Source organism: Dokdonia sp. R86516 (assembly GCF_044596715.1).
Lineage (GTDB): Bacteria > Bacteroidota > Bacteroidia > Flavobacteriales > Flavobacteriaceae > Dokdonia.
This window is the reverse complement of sequence record NZ_CP138998.1, coordinates 616,786-638,753: the sequence shown is the minus strand read 5'-3', so window position 1 is coordinate 638,753 and position 21,968 is coordinate 616,786. Positions and strand designations below refer to the sequence as shown.

Below are 21,968 nucleotides of genomic sequence, written 5' to 3'. Positions count from 1 at the left end.
GTTATAGCTTATGTGGCGTATTAGGAAATCTGTATTTTTGTAAGTCAAATACAAATCAACTTTATGAGTCAAAACAGCAACAAGCGTAGAGAAGCTCTCGTGTATCACGCAAAGCCTAAACCAGGTAAAATTGCGGTAGTTCCTACAAAGAAGTATTCTAGCCAGCGTGATCTCGCGTTAGCATATTCTCCTGGTGTAGCAGAGCCTTGTCTAGAGATTGCAAAAGACGTAAATAACGTTTATAAATATACTGCAAAGGGTAACCTAGTTGCCGTTATCACAAATGGTACCGCAGTTTTAGGACTGGGAGATATAGGTCCAGAAGCATCAAAACCTGTCATGGAAGGGAAAGGGCTTTTATTTAAAATCTTTGCAGGTATTGATGTGTTTGACATAGAGGTAGATAGTAAGGATGTTGATGCTTTTGTCGAGACTGTAAAAAATATCGCACCTACCTTTGGAGGTATTAACTTAGAAGATATTAAAGCTCCAGAAGCTTTTGAAATAGAACGCAGACTTAAGGCAGAGTTGGATATCCCAGTAATGCATGATGATCAGCATGGTACAGCGATTATCTCTGCTGCGGCAATGCTTAATGCATTGGAAATTGCAGATAAACAAATAGAAGATGTAAAGATTGTAGTAAGTGGTGCGGGAAGCGCTGCTATCTCTTGCATGAACTTATATCACTTGCTAGGTGCTAAGCTAGAAAATATATCCATGTTTGATATAAACGGTTTGCTACGAGCAGATCGTACAGACCTTTCTCCAGAGCAGGTAAAGTTTAAAAGTAATAAGGATTATAATAGCCTTGCAGATGCTATGGTAGATGCAGATGTATTTTTGGGGCTATCAGTAGGTAACATTGTATCACCAGATATGATTAGATCTATGGCAAATGATCCTATTGTTTTTGCAATGGCAAACCCAACGCCAGAGATTGACTACAATGTAGCGATTACTTCTCGACCAGATCTTATTATGGCTACGGGACGCTCAGACCATCCTAACCAAGTTAATAATGTGCTTGGTTTTCCGTTTATTTTCCGTGGAGCGCTTGATGTAAGAGCAACGGCAATAAATGAAGAAATGAAAATGGCGGCTGTAAAAGCACTTGCCCAACTAGCAAAAGAGCCAGTCCCAGAACAGGTGAACATTGCATACGGAGCAACACGATTTACCTTTGGACGAGATTATATCATCCCAAAGCCTTTTGACCCGAGATTGATAACCACAATTCCTCCAGCAGTTGCAAAGGCGGCTATGGATAGTGGTGTTGCACTTGAGCCCATAACAGATTGGGAGTCTTATAATGATGAGTTATTAGAACGCCTAGGAGAAGATAATAAAATTGTAAGATTACTGCTAGATAGGGCTAGGCTTGACCCTAAGCGCATCATCTTTGCAGAGTCAGACCAGCTGGATGTGTTAAAGGCTGCTCAGATTGTTCATGAGGAAGGGATTGCGATTCCTGTTTTATTAGGTAACAGAGAGGTGATACTTGAGCTTAAGGAAGAAATAGGTTTTGAGGCAGATGTAGAGATTATTGATCCATTATCTGAGGAGGAAAAAGATCAAGTAGATCGCTATGCAAATATATACTGGAACACACGTAAGCGTAAAGGTATCACGTATCTTGATGCAAGACGTCAAGTAAAGCGTCGCGATTATTTTGCCTCAATGATGGTAAATGAAGGCGATGCAGATGGGATGCTTTCTGGTTATAGCCGTAGTTATCCCACTGTTATAAAGCCTGTGCTTGAGGTAATAGGTACTGCTCCAGGAGTGCAAAAAGTTGCAGCTTGTAACTTGATGGTGACTTCAAGAGGGCCGTTGTTTCTTGCAGATACTTCGATAAATATTAATCCAAATGCAAAAGAGCTTGCCAAAATTGCTCAAATGACTTCTGCCACGGTAAAAATGTTTGGACTTGAGCCTGTTGTAGCGATGGTGAGTTATTCAAACTTTGGATCTTCTGGGCATGAGAAGGCTACAGAGGTGAGTAAGGCAGTTTCTTACTTACATCGTAACTATCCAGATCTTGTGGTAGATGGCGAGGTGCAGGCAGATTTTGCTCTTAACAGAGAAATGTTACAGGCAAAATTTCCATTCTCAAAACTAGCAGGAAGAAAAGTAAATACACTGGTATTTTCAAATATAGATAGTGCAAATATTTCCTATAAAGTGATTAAGGAGCTTGAAAAAGCAGATAACATTGGTCCTATTTTATTAGGAATGCGTAAGCCTGTACACGTTCTTCAGCTCGGAGCGAGTGTGGATGAAATGGTAAGCATGGCAGCTATTACTGTTATTGATGCTCAGAAAAAGCAAAAACAAGAAGTACGTCGAGCGCAAGATAAAGGGTAATATATAGATTTCGCTTTCGCGAAAATTTGATAAAAAGAGGTGTCATATTTAATATGTACACCTCTTTTTTTTATGGATATTTTATTGGTGGAATTTGACGAATTATATATTAAGCTTTTGTCGAAAAGACATGGTTTTAAGAGGTTTTGTTTTCGCGAAAGCGTAACCATTAAAATTGGCAATCTCCTAGACATAAATTTCTTACATTTACGCTCCTTAATTATATGTTAAATGATCACTCACTTAAGCGGAAGACTGATAGAAAAAAATCCCACCCATGTAGTGCTAGACTGCAACGGAGTAGGATATTTTATTAATATCTCATTGCACACTTTTGGGCAGCTAGGAGATAGCGAGGCTTTGAAGCTACATACCCATCTTCAGGTTAAAGAAGATAGTCATACGCTATTTGGGTTTATGGAAGTGCTGGAACGAGAGATTTTTAGATTGTTGCTGTCTGTTTCTGGTATAGGAGCAAGTACGGCAAGGACTATGCTGTCGTCTCTAGATCCTAATCAGATCAAACAAGCAATTGCTTCTAATGATGTGGCAACCATACAAAGCATTAAAGGGATAGGTGCAAAAACAGCCCAGCGAGTAATACTTGACCTCAAGGATAAGATATTGAAAGTGTACGATTTGAGTAGTGAAAGTGCGGTGCAAAGCAATACAAGCAAAGAAGAGGCGTTATCTGCTTTAGAGACATTAGGTTTTGCGCGTAAGCAAGCAGAAAAAGTCTGTACGGCAATTGTAAAAGTAACGCCAGACGCTAGCGTGGAAACGATTATCAAAGAAGCATTAAAAAAACTGTAGGCATATTTTGAAGCAAGACTATTATTTAAATGTACGTATAGCGATATTGTTTGTAGTTGGGTTTTTCTTTTTAGGAAATTCGGCAGCAATGGCGCAGGAAGAAGGAAATACAGTAGCTCAGGATTCGACGGCTACTACCTTTTCATTAGGTAGTCTTCTGTTGCCTAATCCTAATAGTATAGTGTCAAAGTATACATATGATGCTGTGCTTGATAGATATATTTTTACTGAGGAATTAGGGAGTTTTAATATCACATATCCCCTCATTTTAACACCAGCCGAATATCAAAAAAGAGTGCGTGACGAGCAAATGCGTCAGTATTTTAGAGAAAAGGTAAATGCAGTAGATGGCAGGTCTGACGAGGATGATACACGCAATAGCTTAGTAAAATCACTTTATGTTGAGAATGATTTGTTTAAAAGTATTTTTGGTGGAGATAAAATAGAATTTACACCACAAGGGTCTGTAGAGATGGACCTTGGTCTCTTATTTACAAAGCAAGATAATCCAGCATTTTCACCACGTAACCGTAGTAATTTTACCTTTGATTTTGACCAGCGTATTAGTTTAAGTTTGCTAGGTCAAGTGGGGGAACGTTTACAGATAACTGCAAATTATGACACGGAGTCTACTTTTAATTTTCAAAATCAAATTAAACTAGAATACACTCCTACAGAAGATGATATTATCCAAAAAATTGAAGTAGGTAACATCTCAATGCCACTCAACAGTGCACTTATTCAAGGCTCTCAGAGCTTGTTTGGTGTAAAAACCGAGTTACAGTTTGGAAAGACTCGTGTAACGGCTGTGTTTTCTGAGAATCAGTCTCAGCCTAGAACAGTAACTGCAGAAGGTGGTGCGACTGTACAAGAGTTTGAGGTGCCAGCGCTAGATTATGATGAAAATCGTCACTTCTTCTTAGCGCATTACTTTAGGGATACTTATAACGATGCTCTTAAAAACTACCCGTTTATAGATAACAGAGGGGTTCAAATAACTAGAGTCGAAGTTTGGATTACAAACAGGCAGAACCAAACCACAAATGCGCGTAATATAATTGCAATACAAGATATAGGAGAGTCTGACCCTAGTAACGTAGGGATTGATGTAGGTGCAAATCCAGGTTTTATAAATAACGCTGCAAATGCATTTCCAGATAACCGCAATAACGACTTTAACCCACGTGGTATAAACGATCAGTCTGTACAGTCTGTTCTTACCCCTGCTATAAGAGATGTAGCGACGGCAAGTCAAGGTTTTGGTAACGTTACGGTGCAAGATGGAACTGATTATGTGTTACTCGAAAATGCGAGACAACTACAGAGTTCTCAGTTTACACTATATCCATCACTAGGTTATATATCTCTTAGCCAGCGTTTAAATAATGATGAAGTACTCGGGGTAGCCTTTCAATATACAGTGGGAGGTCAAGTGTACCAAGTTGGTGAATTTGCAAATGATGGTATTAATGCTACAGAGGGTAGCCGTCCAGATGCAGATGGTGATGGGAGACCAGATATTATAGATGCAGATTTTGGACAAGGTCGTCCAGATCAAGATGGCGATAACATCGCAGATAGTGCAGATGCCGATGTGAATGGTGATGGAATTTTAAACGGACAAGATGTAAATGGTGACGGCATTTTAGATACTGTAATTCCTGCTGGACAAGCCGGAAGCCCGGTGAATCTTGTGGTTAAGATGCTTAAAAGTAACCTTACAAATGTGCAGGAGCCTATATGGGATTTAATGATGAAAAACATCTACCCACTAGGTGCTTTTCAATTAGAGCAAGAAGGATTTAGATTGAACATTGTATATTCAGATCCTTCTCCTATTAATTTCATAACTCCTGTAGGTGGAGCTCCTTTACCTACTTTGTTTGATGGGACTAATAATGACAACACCATGGATGAAGGTCAAGATCGTGGAGATCTTGAGAGTAATACCTTGTTACGATTATTTAATCTTGACCGATTAACCACCTTTGGAGATCCCCAAGTAGGAGGAGATGGTTTCTTTGATTTTGTGCCTGGGACAACGGTACATGTCCAAAACGGTAGTATCGTATTTACTACGGTAGAACCATTTGGAGAGACATTATTTGATTTGTTAAGTGTGAACGATGGTGCAGAAACTTACGAGAATACAGAGACTTATAACGAACATCAAGACAAGTATGTCTATTCGTCTTTATATCAATCTACAAAGACTATTGCGCGAGATAATGCTGAGAAGAATAAATTCTTATTAAAAGGACGTTATAAATCTGCACAAGAGCAGGGTATTCCATTAGGAGCATTTAATGTACCACAAGGTTCTGTGACAGTTACTGCAGGAGGAAGAAGACTTGTAGAAGGGCTTGATTATACAGTTAACTACCAGTTAGGGCGTGTTATTATTTTAGATAAATCCTTAGAAGCTTCTGGTATCCCTATCTCTGCTTCTGTAGAGAATAATGCCATTTTTGGACAGCAGAATAAACGTTTTACAGGTATTAATGTAGAACATCAGTTTAGTGAGAATTTTATAGTAGGTGGTACTTTTTTAAATCTCAATGAGCGACCACTTACTCAAAAAGCTACCTATAGCTTTGAGCCTATAAACAATACTATAGTAGGATTAAATGCGAGCTACTCTACAGAGCTTCCGTTTTTGACGAGATGGGTTAATAAACTTCCTAATATCGATACTGATGTAGCCTCTAACCTCTCTGTAAGAGGTGAAGTAGCCTATCTACTCCCAGGACAACCTAAAGGAACAGACTTTAATGGTGAGGCAACTTCATATGTAGATGATTTTGAAGGTTCACAAACCTCAATAGATATTGGAGGTGCTTTACAGTGGAGTTTGTCATCTGCGCCAGTTGGATTTGGTGGAGAGCTTGCAAACGGTGATCTCGCTTCGGGATATAGAAGAGCAAAATTTGCTTGGTATTCTATAGATCCTATTTTTTACAATAACCAACGTCCTGGTGGTATCTCAGACGACGATTTGTCTCTGGCAGAAACGAGACGTGTTTTTAGGGATGAGATATTTCCTCAACAAGATATTATTGCAGGTCAAACACAGGCACTTTTTACGCTAGATTTAGCTTATTTTCCAGGAGAGCGTGGACCTTATAACTTTAGTCCGGATGCCGCAGATGGAATGCTTTCTAATCCTCAAGAGAATTTTGGAGGAATTACAAGGCAGTTAACTTCTACAGATTTTGAACAAGCAAACGTGGAGTTTGTTGAATTCTGGTTGCTAGATCCATTCTTTGGGGATGGTGACACTACAAATGCTGGAGGAAACCTAACGATTAACTTGGGTAGTATATCTGAGGATATCCTCAAGGATGGTAGAAAACAATATGAAAATGGGCTTCCTAATGAAGGAGGAAATGAGGCGACATCAGAAACCGTATGGGGAAAGGTGCCTACTAATCAATCCCTAGTATATGCTTTTGATACAGAAGGGCAGCAACGTACTAATCAAGATATAGGTTATGATGGACTGAGCGATGTAGAGGAGGCAGTGGAATTTCCAAATTTTGCTGGACTCCCAGATCCTGCAGGAGATAACTATAATTACTTCTTGAATACAGAGGGTGGTGTGGTAGAGCGCTATAAAGATTACAACAATAATCAAGGAAACTCTCCCGTAGAGGTTACACAAACTAATCGTGGCTCAACTACTTTTCCAGATGTAGAAGATGTAAACCGTGATAACACAATGAACACGGTAGATGCATATTTTGAATATGAGTTGCCTATTAATCCAACATCTTTAAGTATAGAAAATAATCCATTTGTGACAGATGTAAGAGAGCTCACTGTTACTACTCAAAATGGAAATCAGCTACCTACAAGATGGGTGCAATTTAGAGTGCCAATCAACCAGGCGACTAATGTAGTAGGAGGGATTAATGATTTTAGGTCTATACGTTTTATGCGTATGTACATGAGTGGGTGGCAAGAGGATGTTGTACTGCGTTTTGGGACATTGGATTTAGTGCGTGGAGATTTTAGAAGATACTTACTAACGTTAGATCCTAATGAGAACACGCAAATCAATGATGCAGATAATACACAGTTTGAGGTAGCTGCCGTAAATATAGAGGCAAATGAAACAAGACAGCCAGTTCCTTATGCATTACCTCCAGGGGTAGAGCGTGAGAGGCTCAATAATAACAATAACAATATTAGGCAAAACGAGCAGTCTCTTTCTTTGAGAGTTCAAAATCTTGAAGAGCAAGACGCAAGGGGAGTTTATAAATATTATAATCTCGACATGCGACAGTATAAAAATCTTAAGATGTTTATGCACGCAGAGCCTATTATTGAAAATGGTCTCGATAATCAGAATCTAGTAGGTTTCATAAGAATGGGTACCGATCTTAATTCAAATTTTTATCAGATAGAATTACCACTGCAGCCTACTGCATTTAATGTGTCTAATCAAGATAGAGATGCTATCTGGCCAGCAGCAAATGAGCTAGATCTTCCATTAGAATTACTTCAAATAATCAAATCAAAAGTAATCGCAGGAGATGTGGAACCAGACCCAGATGATATTACGTACTTTGATCAAAACGGTGACCGTATTCTCAATCCAGAGTCTATGTGTTATGAGGAGGGACAGTTGCGTATTGGTATACAAGGTCTTCCTAGTTTTGGTGATGTAAGAACATTAATGCTTGGTGTAAAAAATGGTAACCCAATGAGTAACCAAGCCATGGGTTGCTCTCCAGGAGAAATAGGAGCAGAGGTATGGTTTAACGAGCTGCGCTTGTCAGATCTTACTAATGATGGTGGATATGCAGGAGTATTAAGCGTAGATGGAAATATTGCCGATTTTGCAAATGTATCTGCTACAGGACGATTAAGTACTGTAGGTTTTGGAAGTATAGAGCAAAACGCAGGTGAGCGTAGCCTAGAAGATGTAACTCAATATGATATTGTTACAAATCTTAATGCGGGGCAATTGCTTCCTAAAAAATGGGGATTACAATTGCCGCTTAACTATGCAATAGGTGAGCAAAGTATAACTCCTAAGTTCAATCCGCTTTATGAGGATGTGGAGTTAGATACTTCACTAGATAATGCGGCTAGTCAAGAAGAGAAAGATAATATAGAAGATTATTCTGTAGATTATACAAAGCGTCAGAGCTTTAATGCTATAGGTGTAAGAAAAGAACGCACGAATACCGAGCGTAAACCTATGCCTTACGATATTGAAAATCTTACATTTTCATATTCTTATAGTCAGACAGATCACAAGGATTTTGAGATAGAAGAATCTCGTGATCAAAACGTGAGATTAGGAGGTACTTATAATTATAGTTTTAATGCTAAGCCTGTAGAACCATTTGCTAAGAATGACTCTTTATTTACGGGTAAGTATTATAAGTTTTTAAAGGATTTAAATTTCAATTATTTACCGTCTAATATTGCTGTACAGTCTAATATTGTACGCCAGTATAACCAGCAGAAGTTTAGAGATGTATTTGCAAACGAAGGTGATATTGCGGTACCACGTTTATTTCAACGTAACTACTTGTTTGACTGGGGATATTCTATTGATTATCCTATTACTAAGAGTCTTCGTTTTAATTATAATGTAAACCATAATCGTATCGTAAGGAACTATCTTGATAATGATGGTGCGCCTGCTTTTCTTGATGCTGCAGGGCAAGAGATTAATGGTTATGGTATTTACAATGGGTTTTTTGATGTAGGGACGCCAGATACGCATTATGGAGTATTACAACTTAATTATGATTTGCCATTTGATAAAATTCCATTTACAGAGTGGATTACGGCTACCTATGCGTACACTGCAAATTACAGATGGCAGAGAGGTTCTCAACAGTTTCAAGTATTAGATAATATTCCAGAATTAGGAAATAGCGTTGAGAATACAAATACACACGCTATTAATGGTACCTTAGATATGGAGAAGCTCTACAAATATGCAGGCTTAACCAAGAAGAAAAAGCAACGTGCTACTAGCACGAGGCCTAGAGGCTTACCATCACCAGAAGATGATCGTAACAGTAAAATAAATCAATTAAAACAAGAGGCTTCTAGTGAAGGAACTACGAGTGGGCTAAGTACGTCAGATAAGGCGCTTAATACAGGAGTAGGATTACTTACAGCGGTTAAACGTGTTCAATTTACTTATGAGGAGGATAACGGTATTTACTTGCCAGGTTATTTGCCATCTGTTGGATTTGCTGGTAGTTTACGACCTACACCAGGATTTATTTTTGGTAGCCAGGCAGAGGTGAGAGAACTTGCGGCAAGTAATGGGTGGTTAACACTTTTTCAAGATTTTAACCAGCAATATCGTGAGATAGAAAGTAGGAACCTTGCGATTCAAGCTCAAATAGGATTATTAAAAGACCTAGATATTGACCTTAATTTTAATAGAGTTTTTCAAGAAAACTATCAAGAAAATTACCGAGTAAACGAGCAGAGTTTAGCTTATCAATCGTTAACAGGTAATAGTTTTGGTCGCTTCAATATTTCGACAGTACTACTAGGGACTGCCTTTGCAGAGAGCACATCAGAGTTTTCAAGTACGTTTAATACGTTTAGAGAAAACAGGCTAGCCGTTGCAAATAGACTGGCTACAGAGTTTTATGGTACAAACACATTTGAGGTAGATGCAGATGGATTTCCAGAAGGTTTTGGTCGTACTAATCAAAAGGTGTTATTACCAGCTTTCCTCTCAGCGTATACCGGTAAAGACGTAAATAAAACAGATACTGGTTTCCTTAGAAGCATTCCGTTACCTAACTGGAATATTAAGTACACAGGATTAATGAATCTTAAGTGGTTTAGAGATAAGTTTAAGAGATTTTCTGTGCAACATGGTTACACTGCTGGATACTCTGTAAATAACTATTTAACAAACCTCGCTTATAATAGAAATACAGATAGAGATCCTCTTACCGCACAGCGTGATCAAGCCGGTAACTTCTTAAATGAAACTTTACTTAGTAATGTCACGCTTACAGAGCAGTTTACACCATTGGTACGTCTTGATTTTGAGATGAAGAATTCTGTAAAAATCCTTGCCGAAATAAAAAGGGATAGAGCGCTAGGGTTAAGTTTTGATAACAACCTCCTTACCGAGATTAAGGGTAATGAGTATATCTTAGGATTAGGATACCGTATTAAGGACCTAAGGTTTGTTACAAACTTTGGAGGTTCTCGTAGGGTTCTTAAGAGTGATCTCAACTTTAAAGCAGATTTCTCCCTTAGACAAAACGAAACTATCATTAGGTATCTAGATATAGACAATAGCCAGACCACGGCAGGACAAGATATTTACGGCCTTAGGTTTACCACAGATTATGCGTTGAGTAAAAATCTTACTGCACTCTTCTTTTATGACCATACTTTTTCGACATTTGCAATATCAACGGCATTTCCACAAACGACTATAAGGTCTGGATTTACTTTGAGGTATAATTTTGGAAATTAATAATATGAGTTCGCTTTCGCGAAAATTTGAAAATAATAAGTATTAATCTATTAAAAAGGATATTTTCGCGAAAGCGGAATTAAATCAAACTAATACAGACTAAGATGAATATACCAGCAGAGTTAAAATACACAAAAGATCACGAGTGGGTGCGCATAGAAGGTGATGTAGCCGTAGTGGGAATTACAGATTTTGCACAAGGAGAACTAGGAGATATCGTTTACGTAGAAGTAGAGACTCTTGATGAAACACTTGATAGAGATGAGGTTTTTGGAACTGTGGAGGCTGTAAAGACTGTTTCTGATCTTTTCTTACCACTTTCTGGTGAGATTGTAGCTTTTAACGAAGGTCTAGAAGATGAGCCAGAAACTGTAAATAGCGATGCTTACGGAGCAGGATGGATGATTAAAATCAAATTCTCTGATGCTTCACAAGTAGATGAGCTTTTAAGCGCAGATGCTTATAAAGAACTTATAGGTGGATAAACTCATTGGTTTTGCGGCGATAGCATATACTTGTGCATTAAGCATAGGATCGCTTGTTAAGCCTGTAGAACTAGATACTAATATATCTAACATAGATAAGCTCCTGCATTTAGGAGCTTATTTTGGTTTAGCTATATTGTGGTTGAGTTATTTTCATATCGTAAAAACCTCTTCAACGCAGAAATGGGCAAAGCCCATGTTTTATATAGCAATTGCTTTAGCATTAGTGGTATATGGCATAATGATTGAGTTATTACAAGGTGGTGCAACTACATACAGAACGCCTGATGTGTGGGATGTACTTGCAAATAGTATAGGTGTAATGCTCGGAAGTTTGACATTTCTACTATTTTTTAAGAAATTTAAAGGGTTAAAATCGTAATTTTAGTTTCACAACTGAGATTTATTTTGCTATTTTAGCTCTCTACTAATACTTTAATTATGGAACCCAAGAAAAATCCCAAAGCAGACCTTCGCAAGAGAAGCATGCTGTTTTTTCAGCTAGGACTCATTGCAGTGCTCGCACTAACGTACATCACCATTGAGTGGAAGACTTATGATGATGTGGCTATTGATATTGGTCAGCTCGATCTAGATGATCTAGACGACGAAGAAATTCCCATCACGGAATTGAATACACCACCGCCACCGCCACCACCACCGCCGCCACCAGCGCCGGAAGTTATTGAGGTAGTAGAGGATGAAGAAGAAATAGAAGAGACAGTTATAGAGTCTACAGAAACAGATGCCGAAGAGGAAATCGTTGAAGTAGAGGATGTAGAGATTGTAGAAGAGGAAGAGGAGATTGCAGATGTACCATTTGCAGTTATTGAAAATGTGCCTATTTTTCCAGGTTGTGAGTCTATGACTAACAACAACGATCGTAAGAACTGTATGTCTGAAAAGGTGAGCAAGCTTGTAAACAAGAAGTTCAACACTGAGTTAGGTTCAGATTTAGGTCTATCTGGTATAAACAGAATCTTTGTTAGTTTTAAAATTGATAAAACTGGAAGAATCGTAAACATCAGATCTCGTGCACCACACCCACGTCTTGCATCAGAAGCAGAGCGTGTAATTAAGTTATTACCTAAAATGACACCAGGTAAGCAACGTGGTAAGCCAGTAGGAGTATTATACTCATTACCTATTACATTTAAAGTAGAAGACTAAGTCATAAAGACTTTTAAATAAAAAAAACCATCTCATTAATGAGATGGTTTTTTTTATGTTTTATACTATAAAAAAAGAGGCCTCCAGAAGGTGACCTCAATTTTGGCTTGCTTATTGATTCGTTTTAAGAATTGTTCAACATTTTTAAAACTATATCTTATGGAAAATTCCAAAGAAGGTACTGCTGTTCGCCAAAACAGCGTGTACAAATCAAGCCGCAAGCATGAGGCAAATTTACGAAGAAATCCCACGCTTCATTTTCAAATTGGGTTAATCTTAGCACTTCTAGCGTCCATCTTTTTTATCGAAATGCGCACTTTAGAAAAGGATTTTGCAGTAGTTGAGCCCACCGAAAGTTATGACGAAGTCTATACGATGGGTGAAGTCCGGGTAGAGAAGAAGGAGGTGAAAGTCAAGAAAAAGGTGCAGCCTAAAAAGCAGCAAGAACCTAAAGTGCTTGACAATATTGTGAAGCAAGAAGAAGATGTAAAAGATTTATTAGAAGATCTTACATCAGATTCTGAGCTTGATGATACTAAAATGGTAGACCCTAATAGTGTCACAGAAGTAGAGGAGCCTATAGTGCCGGAGACGGTTCCTTTTATTGCTATTGAGACCGTTCCGCTTTTTCCAGGTTGTGAAGGTTTAAGCTCAAATGACGAGCGCCGAGACTGTATGAGTACAAAGATTTCCAAATTTGTGTCTAAAAAATTTAGAGCAGAAAGAGGAGAAGGTCTAGGACTTTCTGGAGTAAATAGAATCTTTGTGACATTTAAAATCGATGCGACTGGAAAAGTAGTAGATGTAAAAGCCAAGGCTCCGCATGTAAAACTTGAAGAAGAAGCGTTGCGAGTTACAAAGTTATTGCCAGATATGACTGCTGGAAAACAAGCTGGTAAGAATGTAACGGTCCTTTTTTCATTACCCATCTCATTTCAAATAGAAGATTAAATTATAAGAACATTTCTACTATAATCCCGTTACCTCTCGTAACGGGATTTTTTGTGTATAAAACCCTATCTTTCGTGCGCAATTATTACGCCTACATCCATGCATAAATATGTGTTTCTTTTGTTCGTTTTCGCTACTTGTAGTCTTACCGCTCAGGTAACCACTAGTGATTATGAAAAATACCCAGTTTTTCCAGAATGTGCCGACTTGCCAGTGAGCGAAGTTGCGGCTTGTTTTAATGAAACTTTTATTTCCTTTATAATAGATAATCTTGAAGTCCCGGCAGAGGTTAAGGAGGAGAATTATGAGGGTAAGATGGTGATTTTGTTTGAAGTTACTCGGGAGGGTGCTTTTAAGCTGCTGTATACAGATGCGGTCTTTGCGTCGCTTAAGACTTCGGCGCAAGAGGTTTTTAGTAAACTACCTGCAGTTGAGCCTGCAACTTATAACGGCGAGCCTACCTATATGCAATTTACAATGCCTGTGCTGTTGCCACTGTCACGTAATAAAATAGGTGAGATGAATAGTGGTGATATTGAGGGTGACGCTTTCGCGAAAGCAAAAAAAGAAACACCGCTTAAAAATCCAATGCAGGATGAATATGATCGTATTCAAAATCAAAAATTCAATCCAGCAAACGAGTATACGAGTCAGCTGAATATTCCTTTCTCGCATCAGGTTTATAGTAGGTTTGATCAAGAGTTGAATCTTGTAGGGACTAATGCGCATACGGCAAGTAAACCTTATCTGTATCAAACTGTAAATCCATATTATAATTTTCAGGAGAAGACAGATGCGCTCAAGAAAGAAAAGAAAACATGGTTTGGGAGAAAATGGTCTAACGAGCATATGGTGCAAATACAGGGAGAGGATTACTGGATTACCCTAGACCCCGCAGCCGATTTGCAATTGGGATATGAAACCGACAAGTTAAAGTCTGATAGTTTCACCTATAACAACACTCGTGCAGTTTATATTCAAGGTGGCTTAGGGAAGAAGCTTAATTTTTTTGCTGCTGTATATGAGAGTCAGGGTCGTTTTCCTCGATACTTTGATGCCTTTGCTAGGTCACTAAGACCAGATGGTGGTAATCCTGCGGTGGTGCCCGGTCGTGGTATTGCAAAGGAAGGCACAAATGGAGACTTAGACTACCCAGTAGCCGAAGGTTATATTTCATACACACCTAGCAAGTATTTTAATATTCAGCTAGGTCATGGAAAGCAGTTTATAGGAGATGGTTACAGATCGCTATTGCTTAGTGATAATGCGAGTTATTTCCCATATTTAAAACTCAATACGACCTTTTGGAAATTTAAGTACACAAATACGTGGACATCACTGCGTGATGTGCGTCCAGAAACCACAGCAGACGGTGCCTTTAGGACCAAGTTTATGAGTAACCATTATCTAAGTTGGAACTTAAGTAAGAAACTTAATGTGGGACTTTTTGAATCTGTAATATGGGAAGATGAAAATGGAAGAGGCTTTGATTTTAATTTCTTAAATCCAGTGATTTTTTACCGAGCAATAGAGTTTTCTACAGGTTCACGCGGTGGTAATGCACTTATAGGTCTTACGGGTAAGTACAAAGTAAATGACCGTGTAAATGTATATGGTCAAGTTGTGATAGATGAGTTTTCGGCTAGTGATGTGATAGGCGGAAATCAAAGCTATAAAAACAAACAAGGCTTCCAGATAGGTGCAAAGTATTATGATGCTTTTGGGGTTAAGAATTTGACATTGCAAGGGGAGTATAATCAAGTGCGTCCTTATGTGTATTCTAATAATGAGATCCAACTTAACTATGGGCATGCAAACCAGTCGCTAGCACATCAATGGGGAGCAAATTTTAAAGAGCTTATTGGGATTGCTCGTTATGAAAGAGAACGATGGTATGGGACAGCAAAACTTATTGTGGGAGCTCGAGGTGTTGAGATAGGAGATATCAATGAAGTATATTACGGGGGAAGTATTTATGGCAATGATGAGAATAGACCATCAGATGATGGGATTGCATTTTTTCAAGGAAATAAGGTTAATAGCCTGTATGCAGATCTTGAGTTAGGATATTTGATAAACCCTGCAACCAACTTAAAAGTGTATGCAAACCCTATCTATCGTAATGTAACCGCAGATATTCAAGATGCGCCAAATACATTTGATACTAGCACGCTATGGCTAAACATAGGTTTTAGAACAGATTTGTTTAATTGGTATTATGATTATTAAAATCTAGCTAGCGTTGTTAAGTGATTGTGTAATATTTGCGGTTATGAAGTCGTTATAACTCTAGATAAGAAACTACTTCATCAATCACTTAAACGATATGTTATCTAGAATCACCATTTTGGGGATGATAGTGCTGTGTTTCTTATGTTCTTGTCAAGAAGAGAACTGTCAAAGCACGCAACGGAATCACATACTTGCTGCAAACTCATATAATAGTAATGAATATCAAGCAGAGCTCTATCGCTTGATAAAGGAAAGCCCAGAAGTTGATTATTATTATGAAACGCGCGAGGAAATCTTTGGGCAACATTATCTTGTAGTTACTGCTTATGGTAGTGCATTCTGCGGGAAGTTATGCTTAATAATTTCAGAGGAAGATGCAAATCATATTGAAATAGATAAAACTAAAGGATATCAAGGTGCGCAGTTAATAGGCCTAAAGTTCAACAAACAAAAAGCCGACTATGGTTGGTCGGCTTTGGTGTATGATTCTGTAGAGTATATTGTAGATTAAGACGGGTCATTTGTAAACGACCCAATGTGCCACAAGACTCCTGATGGATCGTGTAAGAAAAACTCTCTTCCCCAGTCATTCTCAACAATTTTTGAAATCTTAACGCCTTTAAATAATGTAGCCAAATCAAGCGACTCGAGGTGTGTGAGATATTCATCTAGATGTTGTACTTCTAGAAATACCATCGTGTTGTCTATCCAGTCTTTTACATAAGCATCTTGCAAGTAAAACCCAAAGTCATCCATTGTGAATAGTGACATATTATGGGAGATTACTGTTTCCTTAAAACCAATGGAAGTGTAAAACCTTCTTGAGGAATCAAAGTCTGCAGCACCTATAAAAGGTCTAATGGATTTAGCAATAGGGTTCATAAGGTATATTATTTCTTAATCTCAATATTCTCTAAGATACTTTTATAAACAGTGCTTCTGAATTTTGGGCCAGTAATAAAGCTCTTTGCAGACGCTTCGTCTGTAAGATATTCAGATGTGATTGACTCCATTGCGGTTACTTCTTCAAGGGTTTTATTGCTTTCCATAGCTTTGAGAACTGAAGTGTAAACGTCTACTAGCATATCGTGATATTTTTGATAATCTGCTTTGGTTGCTAGCTTACCGTGACCAGGAATTATTTTAGTATCCTCATTGATAAGCATAAGTCCTTTCTTTGCTGCATCAATATCTCCTTGAATACTCCCGCCGCGATTTGTATCAATAAAAGGGAAGTTACCGTTAAAAAAGGTGTCTCCAGTATGTAGCACATTGCTCTGAGCAAAATAAACAAGCGCATCTCCGTCTGTGTGGGCATTGTGTACGTGGGTTAAAAATACATCATCGTCATTTTGATAGAAAGTAGCATCTTCACTAAAAGTGATTACTGGGAGTCCCGCGCTAGCTGTTTTCTCGTCGGCTGCTAATCTCTTGCGTACATTATCGTGAGCTACAATCATTGCTCCAGCGGCCTCAAAATTTGCATTTCCTCCAGTGTGGTCACCATGAAAGTGAGTGTTTACCAAGAAACTCACTGGCTGGTCAGATATAGTTTTAATAGCAGCAGTTATTTTCTCGCTCAGAGGTGCAAACTGATCATCTATCATAAAAACGCCATCTTTTCCAGTAGAAATCCCTATGTTTCCGCCAGCTCCTTGAAGCATATAGATGTGATCTGTAACTTTTTCAACAGTAATTTGTACATCGTCAAAACGTCCTTGTGCAGTAGCTGCAGCAGTTATTAGTGCGATGATAATGAGTGTAAAGTGTTTCATTTTTGAGTTTTTTTATAAAGGTAGTCGTATTGATGTAGTTGCGCTTTCGCGAAAGCGTAATTTTAACAACCTATTATGGTTGTCGTTTTGTTGTACAGATTCCTTTTGGGCAGTATCTTTGCACCACTTAAAAAATTGCTAAACCTACTGTCTTTGAGCGACGTCGCCATACATACGAATACCTACTCTGCCTGGTACGATTTTAAAGAAATCACAAAGATGCGTTTATCTATAAGCGTAGTGTTTTCTAGTGTTGCAGGATATTTTCTTGGAGCCACAGAGATAGACTGGTTTATTGTATTGCTGCTAGCTGTAGGAGGTTACTTTATGGTAGGCGCGTCAAATGCGTATAATCAGGTGCTAGAGAAAGATCTAGACGCCTTGATGGATCGCACAAAAAATAGGCCTGTAGCTTCAGGAAGGATGTCTAAACAAAAGGCACTCCTAATAGCAATTACATTTACGATTCTAGGTTTAGGTACTTTGTATTACATAAATCCTCAGACAGCTATGTTTGGAGGGATTTCTATATTTATGTATGTACTGTTATATACTCCCTTAAAAACGAAGACACCTTTATCTGTTTTTGTAGGCGCATTTCCAGGAGCGATACCTTACATGTTAGGTTGGGTTGCTGCTACTAACGATTTTGGGATAGAGCCTGGGACGTTATTTATGATACAATTTTTCTGGCAGTTCCCTCACTTTTGGGCAATAGGATGGTTTCTTTTTGATGACTATAAAAAAGGAGGCTTTGCTATGTTACCTACAGGAGAACGTGATAAAGGGACTGCAGTTCAAATCGTTTTATACACGGTATGGACAGTACTTATCTCAATAATACCTGCATTTGGGGTGACTGGAGATTTATTTTTAACGCCTGTGTCTGCTATTATAGTTGGGGCACTAGGATTATTTATGCTGTATTGGGCAATAAAATTGTACCAAAACAGAGATGCAAAAACAGCCAAACGACTAATGCTTTCAAGTGTGACTTACATCACACTACTTCAAATTGTTTTTGTAATAGATAAATTTTTAAGATAGATGGATTATACTCAAGGAGGTGAAAAGTTAAAGCAGGATCGCGCAAAAAAGCAGATGTTGTGGTTTGGGATTATAAGTTTATGTATGACCTTTGCAGGGCTTACGAGTGCATATATCGTAAGTATGGAGCGCCGTGATTGGTTAGAAAACTATGACTTTCCTCAGGCGCTTATAGTTTCTACTGTGTTAATCATAATAAGTAGTATCACGATACATCTTGCCAAAAATGCTATTATAAGCGGTAAAAAATCAATGGGAACCTTATTTTTAATGCTAACGCTAGCGCTAGGAATAGGATTTGTGGTTTCTCAGTTTGCTGGCTTTAGTGCTTTTCAAGAGCAAGGTTATTACTTTACAGGCGCATCTAGTAATATTACAACTACCTTTTTCTTTCTTATAATTGCGGTTCATATTGCACACTTAATCGCTGGTTTTATATCTTTAATTACGGTAATTATCAACCATTTAAGAGGTAAATACTCAGCGACTGAACATTTGGGATTGTCACTAGGGGTCACGTTTTGGCACTTTTTAGATATTCTTTGGGTGTTTTTATTTGTGCTTTTATTTGTTACAAAGTAGACTAGCGGTATATTGTTATATCGTAACGTATCTAAAACGATTATAAATCGATGGTTCAGTGTTGATATCTGAACATAAAATACTTATTTTTGCAACCATTAAATTAACCAATTCTTACGAATGGACACGACAGTGACAAACAACGACGCCGAGGGAACAACTTGGGGTGGTGGTAATCAACCACTAAGAGCGAGCTACGGAAAACTAATGATGTGGTTTTTCATCTTATCAGATGCATTAACCTTTTCTGGCTTTCTAGCCGCATATGGTTTTTCAAGATTTAAATTTATTGATGCTTGGCCAATAGCCGACGAGGTATTCACACACGTACCTTTCATACACGGGAATTTCCCTATGATATACGTAGCGTTTATGACGTTTGTGTTGATTATGTCTTCTGTAACTATGGTACTTGCTGTAGATGCTGGACATCACTTAAAGCATAAAAGCGTAGCATTTTACATGTTCCTTACCATCATAGGTGGTATCATCTTCGTGGGATCACAAGGATGGGAATGGGCTACTTTTATTAAAGGTGACTTTGGAGCAGTAGAAACAAAAGGAGGTAAGATACTTCAGTTTGTTGATACAGACGGTAACCGTATGGCGCTTCGTGACTTTGCAATTACGGAAGTAGGAGAACGTGAGCAACACCTTAATAAAAATGGAGTTTGGTTTTCAGATGAGCCAGCACCTACTACATACTCAATTGAAGAGGTAAAAGCTGGTTTTGAAGCTACGCCTAATGCATTGATACGTATACAGACACTTACAGAAAACGGTGAAAAGACCGTATTGTCAAGAGAAGAGTCTCTTGCCAAACTAGCTAAGGATGGAAAACTTGTAGTAGAAGGAGCAAACCTTATTCACAATGAATATGGAGCACCACTCTTTGCAGACTTCTTTTTCTTTATTACAGGGTTTCACGGTTTTCACGTATTTTCTGGTGTAATGATTAATATCATTATTTTCTTTAACGTAGTTCTTGGAACATACGAGCGAAGAGGACACTACGAGATGGTTGAAAAGGTTGGTTTATACTGGCACTTTGTAGACCTTGTATGGGTATTTGTATTTACATTCTTCTACCTAGTTTAATTTACCTTTCAGACTATTATATATTATGGCACACGAACATAAACTTGCAATATTTAGAGGAACATTAAAGTTCAAGAATAACATTCAGAAGATTTGGGGAGTATTAATATTTCTCTCTATTATCACAGCTGTAGAAGTTGTTCTAGGTATTATAAAGCCTGAGTTTTTACTTGAAACTACATTTATAAGAATGAAACTCCTTAACTGGATCTTTATAATTCTTACTATTGTAAAGGCGTATTATATTACTTGGGATTTCATGCACATGCGTGACGAAGTAAAAGGATTACGTAGAGCAGTAGTTTGGACAGGTATCTTTCTTATTTGCTACTTAGTATTCATATTACTTACAGAAGGTGATTATATCTTTGAAGTTTACAACACAGGATTCCAGAGCTGGAATTTCTAATAAATAATTAAAAGCGACTTTCGAGTCGCTTTTTTTATGTCTTGTAGTTACGCTTTCGCGAAAGCGTTATTTCATAAAAATTGAAACCAATTATAAGCTCGATTACTTCTTGAGAATTATCTTTGTAAACATGAAAAAGAAAATCGTTCTCATATCGCTTTTTGTACTACCAGTGCTTATCTATCTCTTCTTTGCGTCCGGAGTTTACAACTTTGCAAACTTACCCTTACTTACCCCAGAGGTAGCAGATATAAGTATGTATGCAGACCAAGAAATTAGAACAGAAGCAACACCTGAAGCTCCGCTTACATTTGATGATCATATAACTTTAGTTGGTTATCTAGGTGATGGGCTTAAAAGCAATGAAGGGTATACGGCAAATTTGAATTTAATGATATTCAAATACTTTGAGCGTTATAGAGATTTTCAATTGGTTTTATTTGTAAACCAAGGAAGTGAAGAAGTGATAGATAATTTAAGAGCAGAATTATCACGTATTTTTGACACGTCAAAAATGCGCTTCATCGTGGCATCAAAGCAACAAACTCAAGAACATTTTAATAGCCTAGGTACTTCACTATCTATGATGAATGATGGTGGGCATCCTAATGTTTTTGTAATAGATAAGGCAAGAGCTTTACGTTCTGGTCACGAGGAAAAGAAAGCAAATGTGTATGGTTATGATTTTACACAAGCCGTAGAAATGGGTTACCTTAAGGATGACGTAAAAATACTACTAGCCGAATACAGACTTGCGCTTAAAAAGAATAATAATGCCAGTCCTAAGATTGAGCAACGCAGAGAAAACAAGTAACAGCTATTAAAGCATGAGAAAAAATACATATATAGGAATAGCTACCATCGTGCTCATTTTTGGGATCATTGTAATTCCAAAGATTTACAAGCGCATAGCAAATGACGATGTCTCTCGCGGTGGTAGAATGCATCAAGAAGGTGGTGAGAAGATTAATGATGCACCAGACGGTTTAATCTATATTAATCAAGGTGGAGTAGATAGAAAAGTCCCACCGTTTTCATTTGTAAATCAAGATAACGATACCATTACAAATGCAGATTACAAAGGCAAAGTATACCTAGTAGAGTTTTTCTTTACGAGATGTACAGATATTTGTATCCCTATGAGTCATAATTTGATTGAAATATCAAAGAGATTTGAAGGACGCGATGATTTTGGGATTGCCTCTTTCTCTATAGATCCAGAACATGACCAGCCAGCAGTACTTAAGAAGTATCAGGAGGAATATGGAGTAACTAACCCTAATTGGAACTTCATGACGGGTGATCGCTCTGTTATTAGAAAGCTTTCTAATGAAGGTTTCTATCTTGCGACAAATGAAGAAGGAGATGAGAGTGACTTATACCACTCAGGACTTTTTGCACTCATTGATCAAAATGGCTTCATACGTTCTAGATTAGACCCATATGGTAATGCTAAACCTTATTACAGAGGTTTTGTCCCTATGAATGAGAACGTGCCAGAAGGAGGAGAAACACCAGAGATAGATATACTTATTGAAGACATACAGAAATTACTTAAATAG

The 21,968-nt window shown here is 38.0% G+C and carries 17 protein-coding genes; 15 read left to right on the top strand and 2 right to left on the bottom strand.

The features are described from left to right. Window positions 1-63: 63 nt before the first annotated feature. The 9 genes from SJY23_RS03010 to SJY23_RS02970 all read left to right on the top strand — a co-directional run bounded on the left by SJY23_RS03010 (window position 64) and on the right by SJY23_RS02970 (window position 16,006). Window positions 64-2,367: an NADP-dependent malic enzyme gene (locus SJY23_RS03010; RefSeq protein WP_396597390.1), complete on the top strand. Its 2,304-nt coding sequence runs from the start codon at window positions 64-66 to the stop codon at window positions 2,365-2,367. Window positions 2,368-2,598: 231 nt separating this feature from the next. Beyond that, window positions 2,599-3,180 (top strand): Holliday junction branch migration protein RuvA, encoded by a 582-nt coding sequence (gene ruvA / locus SJY23_RS03005; RefSeq protein ID WP_396597389.1) that lies wholly within the window; start codon window positions 2,599-2,601, stop codon window positions 3,178-3,180. Between the two features lie 7 nt (window positions 3,181-3,187). Then, window positions 3,188-10,657: a cell surface protein SprA gene (sprA, locus tag SJY23_RS03000; protein WP_396597388.1), complete on the top strand. Its 7,470-nt coding sequence runs from the start codon at window positions 3,188-3,190 to the stop codon at window positions 10,655-10,657. Between the two features lie 104 nt (window positions 10,658-10,761). Continuing rightward, on the top strand, window positions 10,762-11,142 hold the full coding sequence (gcvH, locus tag SJY23_RS02995; RefSeq protein WP_013751064.1) for a glycine cleavage system protein GcvH: 381 nt from the start codon (window positions 10,762-10,764) through the stop codon (window positions 11,140-11,142). Continuing rightward, entirely contained in the window at window positions 11,135-11,524 is a 390-nt protein-coding gene (locus SJY23_RS02990; protein WP_396597387.1) for a VanZ family protein, read from the top strand. Before gcvH ends, SJY23_RS02990 begins: the two co-directional genes overlap by 8 nt. Before the next feature lie 59 nt (window positions 11,525-11,583). After that, on the top strand, window positions 11,584-12,312 hold the full coding sequence (locus SJY23_RS02985) for an energy transducer TonB (RefSeq protein ID WP_035335633.1): 729 nt from the start codon (window positions 11,584-11,586) through the stop codon (window positions 12,310-12,312). Between the two features lie 159 nt (window positions 12,313-12,471). Beyond that, window positions 12,472-13,263, top strand: a complete 792-nt coding sequence (locus SJY23_RS02980; RefSeq protein WP_051583831.1) for an energy transducer TonB — start codon at window positions 12,472-12,474, stop codon at window positions 13,261-13,263. Window positions 13,264-13,362: 99 nt separating this feature from the next. Further along, window positions 13,363-15,492, top strand: coding sequence for a gliding motility protein RemB (locus tag SJY23_RS02975; protein ID WP_396597386.1), 2,130 nt, complete (start codon window positions 13,363-13,365; stop codon window positions 15,490-15,492). Between the two features lie 97 nt (window positions 15,493-15,589). After that, entirely contained in the window at window positions 15,590-16,006 is a 417-nt protein-coding gene (locus SJY23_RS02970) for a hypothetical protein (RefSeq protein ID WP_396597385.1), read from the top strand. Here SJY23_RS02970 and SJY23_RS02965 read toward each other — a convergent pair. Next, window positions 16,003-16,377 carry a glyoxalase gene (locus SJY23_RS02965; protein WP_396597384.1) on the bottom strand — a complete coding sequence of 125 codons (375 nt, stop codon included), beginning with the start codon at window positions 16,375-16,377 and terminating at the stop codon, window positions 16,003-16,005. The genes SJY23_RS02970 and SJY23_RS02965 overlap by 4 nt on opposite strands. A gap of 8 nt (window positions 16,378-16,385) precedes the next feature. Next, entirely contained in the window at window positions 16,386-17,270 is an 885-nt protein-coding gene (locus SJY23_RS02960; protein ID WP_396597383.1) for an MBL fold metallo-hydrolase, read from the bottom strand. A 75-nt stretch (window positions 17,271-17,345) separates the two neighbouring features. Between SJY23_RS02960 and cyoE the strand changes: the two genes are divergently transcribed. The 6 genes from cyoE (at window position 17,346) to SJY23_RS02930 (ending at window position 21,968) form a co-directional block, all read left to right on the top strand. Beyond that, window positions 17,346-18,317: a heme o synthase gene (gene cyoE / locus SJY23_RS02955; RefSeq protein ID WP_396597382.1), complete on the top strand. Its 972-nt coding sequence runs from the start codon at window positions 17,346-17,348 to the stop codon at window positions 18,315-18,317. Continuing rightward, window positions 18,318-18,899 (top strand): cytochrome c oxidase subunit 3, encoded by a 582-nt coding sequence (locus SJY23_RS02950; protein ID WP_035335640.1) that lies wholly within the window; start codon window positions 18,318-18,320, stop codon window positions 18,897-18,899. Window positions 18,900-19,019: 120 nt separating this feature from the next. Then, a complete protein-coding gene (locus tag SJY23_RS02945) occupies window positions 19,020-19,997 on the top strand; it encodes a cytochrome c oxidase subunit 3 (RefSeq protein ID WP_396597381.1) in 978 nt (325 codons plus the stop codon). Between the two features lie 25 nt (window positions 19,998-20,022). After that, the gene (locus SJY23_RS02940; protein ID WP_035335642.1) at window positions 20,023-20,406 is read left to right on the top strand and encodes a cytochrome C oxidase subunit IV family protein; all 384 of its coding nucleotides are present in this window, start codon (window positions 20,023-20,025) and stop codon (window positions 20,404-20,406) included. 130 nt (window positions 20,407-20,536) lie between these two features. After that, window positions 20,537-21,220, top strand: coding sequence for a hypothetical protein (locus SJY23_RS02935; protein WP_396597380.1), 684 nt, complete (start codon window positions 20,537-20,539; stop codon window positions 21,218-21,220). Window positions 21,221-21,233: 13 nt separating this feature from the next. Further along, complete coding sequence (locus SJY23_RS02930) at window positions 21,234-21,968, top strand: SCO family protein (protein WP_396597379.1); 735 nt, start codon at window positions 21,234-21,236, stop codon at window positions 21,966-21,968.

What these genes read in the sequence shown, in the direction of transcription:
- cyoE (WP_396597382.1), top strand. Translation starts at nt 17,346, where the DNA reads ATGGTTGTCGTTTTGTTGTACAGATTCCTTTTGGGCAGTATCTTTGCA.
- SJY23_RS02980 (WP_051583831.1), top strand. Translation starts at nt 12,472, where the DNA reads ATGGAAAATTCCAAAGAAGGTACTGCTGTTCGCCAAAACAGCGTGTAC.
- SJY23_RS02985 (WP_035335633.1), top strand. Translation starts at nt 11,584, where the DNA reads ATGGAACCCAAGAAAAATCCCAAAGCAGACCTTCGCAAGAGAAGCATG.
- SJY23_RS02935 (WP_396597380.1), top strand. Translation starts at nt 20,537, where the DNA reads ATGAAAAAGAAAATCGTTCTCATATCGCTTTTTGTACTACCAGTGCTT.
- SJY23_RS02940 (WP_035335642.1), top strand. Translation starts at nt 20,023, where the DNA reads ATGGCACACGAACATAAACTTGCAATATTTAGAGGAACATTAAAGTTC.
- SJY23_RS02960 (WP_396597383.1), bottom strand. Translation starts at nt 17,270, where the DNA reads ATGAAACACTTTACACTCATTATCATCGCACTAATAACTGCTGCAGCT.
- SJY23_RS03010 (WP_396597390.1), top strand. Translation starts at nt 64, where the DNA reads ATGAGTCAAAACAGCAACAAGCGTAGAGAAGCTCTCGTGTATCACGCA.
- SJY23_RS02965 (WP_396597384.1), bottom strand. Translation starts at nt 16,377, where the DNA reads ATGAACCCTATTGCTAAATCCATTAGACCTTTTATAGGTGCTGCAGAC.
- SJY23_RS02975 (WP_396597386.1), top strand. Translation starts at nt 13,363, where the DNA reads ATGCATAAATATGTGTTTCTTTTGTTCGTTTTCGCTACTTGTAGTCTT.
- SJY23_RS02950 (WP_035335640.1), top strand. Translation starts at nt 18,318, where the DNA reads ATGGATTATACTCAAGGAGGTGAAAAGTTAAAGCAGGATCGCGCAAAA.
- ruvA (WP_396597389.1), top strand. Translation starts at nt 2,599, where the DNA reads ATGATCACTCACTTAAGCGGAAGACTGATAGAAAAAAATCCCACCCAT.
- SJY23_RS02970 (WP_396597385.1), top strand. Translation starts at nt 15,590, where the DNA reads ATGTTATCTAGAATCACCATTTTGGGGATGATAGTGCTGTGTTTCTTA.
- SJY23_RS02930 (WP_396597379.1), top strand. Translation starts at nt 21,234, where the DNA reads ATGAGAAAAAATACATATATAGGAATAGCTACCATCGTGCTCATTTTT.
- SJY23_RS02945 (WP_396597381.1), top strand. Translation starts at nt 19,020, where the DNA reads ATGGACACGACAGTGACAAACAACGACGCCGAGGGAACAACTTGGGGT.
- gcvH (WP_013751064.1), top strand. Translation starts at nt 10,762, where the DNA reads ATGAATATACCAGCAGAGTTAAAATACACAAAAGATCACGAGTGGGTG.